Here is a 3,251-nt window from a genome sequence, read left to right on the forward strand (position 1 = left end):
GGGTCTCAGGTTCGCAGCCGTTGCTCGCCGATCGAATTGGGCCGACCGGATTGGCGTGCTTGGGATAACGGCTGAAAATGACGGGCGAAGCAACAAGCAGGGATATGCAGGGTTTCAGGCAGGGCGCTGCGATGGCGGCCGTGCGCGTCGTTCGCCGGCTGCGCGAGGCCGGCGACTGGCAGCGCGAGATGGACGGCATACTGGAAACCCTTTGCCGGGCCATCGAATGCCAGCGCGGCATCCTGTTCCGCTTGCGCGAACTGCCGGGCCAGGGTTTTGCCCAGTCGGTTGCCGCCTACTGGATTGATCCCGACTTTGGCGGCGAACTGGCCTCGCCGACCGTGATCATGCAGTCGATCGTCAATTCGGACCCACTGCTGGAGCGCATTGCCGAGGACGAGCGACAGGGCAAGATCTTTGCCGGGCATACGCGCAATCTCGAAGGGTTCCTGAGAACCGATTTCGAAAAGCAGAACATCAAGTCGTTCCTGTCGGTGTCGGTCTTCGCCCATGGCCATCTGTGGGGCACGCTCGCGGTCAACGATTGCGTCGACGAACGCGAGTGGACCGACGAGGAGGAGGCGGCGCTGCACATCATCGCACTCGCCATTGGCGACGCGATCGAACACTCGCCCTCCGACGCCCATGCCAGCGAAGTGATCCGCCGCACCATGCTGCAGGCTTCGCTCGACGCCATCATCGTCATCGACGAGGCCGGCTCGATCATCGAATTCAATCCTGCCGCCGAAAAGATGTTCGGCTACCAGCGCAGCGACATCCTCGGCAAGGATCTGCTCGACACCGTCGTGCCGGAATACTACCGCAAGGGCTATTCTTCGGGCGCCGACTACATGTCGGGCCGTGGCGCGCCGATGGTCGGCCAGCGGCTCGAGACCGTCACCCAGAATGCCGCCGGCGAGGTGTTTCCGATCGAGCTGACGGCGACCGAGATGCGGGTCGCCGACCGCTGCCTGATCTTCGGCTCCATCCGCGACCTGCGCGACAGGCTGCGTGCCGAGGAAGAGATCAACCGGCAGCGCGAGAAGCTGCACCAGAACGAGAAGATGGCGGCAATGGGCTCGCTGCTGGCCGGCGTTTCGCACGAGCTCAACAATCCGCTGGCGGTGGTGGTCGCGCAATCGACGCTGTTGCACGAATTCGCCTCCGACCCGCAGACCAAGGTTCGCGCCGAGAAGGTGCGCGCCGCGGCCGAGCGCTGCGGCCGCATCGTCAAGAGCTTCCTGTCGATGGTCCGACTTCATCCCGCGGCCCAGGCCGAGACCGATCTCAACCAGGTGATCCGCGCTGCCCTTGAGGTGACCGCCTATGGCGCACGCTCGAGCGGCATCATCATCGACACCGATTTCGCGCCGGGTCCGCTGCTGGCCATGGCGGACGCCGACCATGTGACGCAGGTGGCGGCCAATTTCCTCATCAACAGCCAGCACGCCCTCGCCGGCATTGCCGGCGACCGGTTGATCAAGGTGCGGACCTTCCGCGGCGATCGCGGCAATCCCGGCTTCTCGGTCGAGGACAACGGACCTGGCATTCCCGAAGCGATCCGCAACCGCATCTTCGAATCCTACTTCACCACCAAGCCGGTCGGTGTTGGCACCGGCATCGGCCTGTCGATCTCGAAATCGATCATCGAGCGGCATAATGGCAATGTCTGGTTCGAGGAAGTGCAGCCCCGAGGCGCGCGTTTCGTTGTCCAACTGCCGGCCATTTCGGCGGGCATCGCTGCCGCCGGCGAAAGCCAGCCACACTCGAGCGGCCTGCGTCATGCCTTGATCATCGACGACGAGCCTGATGTCGCGGGCTCCTTGTCCGACATTCTCGAATTGATGGGCATCAAGTCGCGCATCGCGCCGGTCTGGGAATCGGGCACCGCCACCTTGAGCGGCCACATGCCGCCCGACATCGTCTTTTCTGACCTGCGCATGCCCGGCACATCAGGCATGGCCATCTACCGCGAACTGCTGGCCGAGCGGCCCGAACTGGCACGGCGTTTCGTGCTGGTCACCGGCGACCTGATCGGCGCCAAGGCGGAAATCGAAGCCTTGCCGGCGCAGCAGCGGCCGCAGATCCTGGAAAAGCCGTTCAGCACGCTGGACGTGCGCAGCGTGCTTTCAACCATTGCCGAGCAAGCCACGTTGAAGGGCTAGAACGGTTTACCGTTTCATGGAAACGGCAAACGGCTCTAACTCTTTGTCTTGACGCGATGCTCAGGGAAAGCGCTACGCGCTTGTCCCGGGAAGACCGCTCATATTTTTCCTGGAGTTGCCAAAAAAGAGGCTCCCGGCCGACTGTGCGGCGGGAGCTGAATGGAGCGCTGGAGGAGCGCTCGGGGAGGTCAGAGCAGGGTCCCGAAAGGGAACGGTTCCGGGATCACGCTTCGACGGAAATCAGAAAATGTTCGGCGTGTTGGTCAGCGGCGCGGCATTGGCGATCATGCGGATCGCACGGGCCTTGTGCGTCCCGGACTGTTCGGCGATGGCGCGCAGGCAATCGACGCTCTCGGCGCCCCATGCCTGCCCCTTGCAGGCAAAGTCGAGCGCCGACATCGGCAGCCGATCGGTCTTGATTGTCGTTGGCGCCCCGTCGACCAAATTGGCCGGCGGATTTAGCGAGGCGAAGGCCGGCCCGACTGGCGGCGTAACCGCCATGCCGATGACGGCGCAAGCAGCCAGCCCCAGGAACATGGCCATGGGGTGGTCGCTGGCGCGTTGGCGTAGCGCCAGTTTCGGGCGGCGGTCAGCGCGCTCTGGAGACTGGAGGCGGTGTTCGCGGGTGATGATCTTAACTTTCGCATGCATTGCCTTCCCCTTCGCTGCGTTTCTTTTTTATGATTAAACGAACTTAATCGCACTTTGTAACGGCACAAAATTGGCGTTGCTCTGGCAATGTAACGGAATTGAAACAGAACTGCCGGCAAACCGGGCAGAATCGGTCATTCCGGCTCACACTTCGCCGAAGCGCGGTAGTCCCACGTCGGCTCCAGCCAGGTAACCCCAACCCGAGCGCCTGCCGAACAGCAGATCGACCGCAGCGCAACGAGCGCTTTTTGCAACCTGCAAGGTGTCTTGTTCGTCGGCTTCCGCGCTTTGTGAGATGACATGAGAACGGCATTTCGGAACCGGGGCTAACACCCGGATTCTCCGCGATTTTCCTGGGCAGCAACCGCAACGAATTCAGCCGAGGACGACGCCTGGACTTTGGAGCGAAATCAATGGAGTCTCACAAACCATTGC

General features: G+C 62.7%; 2 protein-coding genes. One reads left to right on the plus strand and one right to left on the minus strand.

The features are described 5' to 3' along the window. Positions 1-77 precede the first annotated feature (77 nt). A complete protein-coding gene (locus tag C1D09_RS08865; protein ID WP_167514538.1) occupies positions 78-2,165 on the plus strand; it encodes a PAS domain S-box protein in 2,088 nt (695 codons plus the stop codon). A gap of 240 nt (positions 2,166-2,405) precedes the next feature. Here the strand turns inward: C1D09_RS08865 and C1D09_RS08870 are convergent, their stop codons facing one another. Next, positions 2,406-2,816, minus strand: coding sequence for a hypothetical protein (locus C1D09_RS08870; protein WP_143973920.1), 411 nt, complete (start codon positions 2,814-2,816; stop codon positions 2,406-2,408). Positions 2,817-3,251 lie beyond the last annotated feature (435 nt).

It is taken from the genome of Mesorhizobium intechi (genome assembly GCF_002879535.1).
GTDB classification, from domain to species: Bacteria; Pseudomonadota; Alphaproteobacteria; order Rhizobiales; family Rhizobiaceae; genus Mesorhizobium; species Mesorhizobium intechi.

Bases quoted from the DNA above. Each gene is read 5' to 3' on its own strand.
- C1D09_RS08870 (WP_143973920.1), bottom strand. From the start codon at position 2,816: ATGCATGCGAAAGTTAAGATCATCACCCGCGAACACCGCCTCCAGTCT.
- C1D09_RS08865 (WP_167514538.1), top strand. From the start codon at position 78: ATGACGGGCGAAGCAACAAGCAGGGATATGCAGGGTTTCAGGCAGGGC.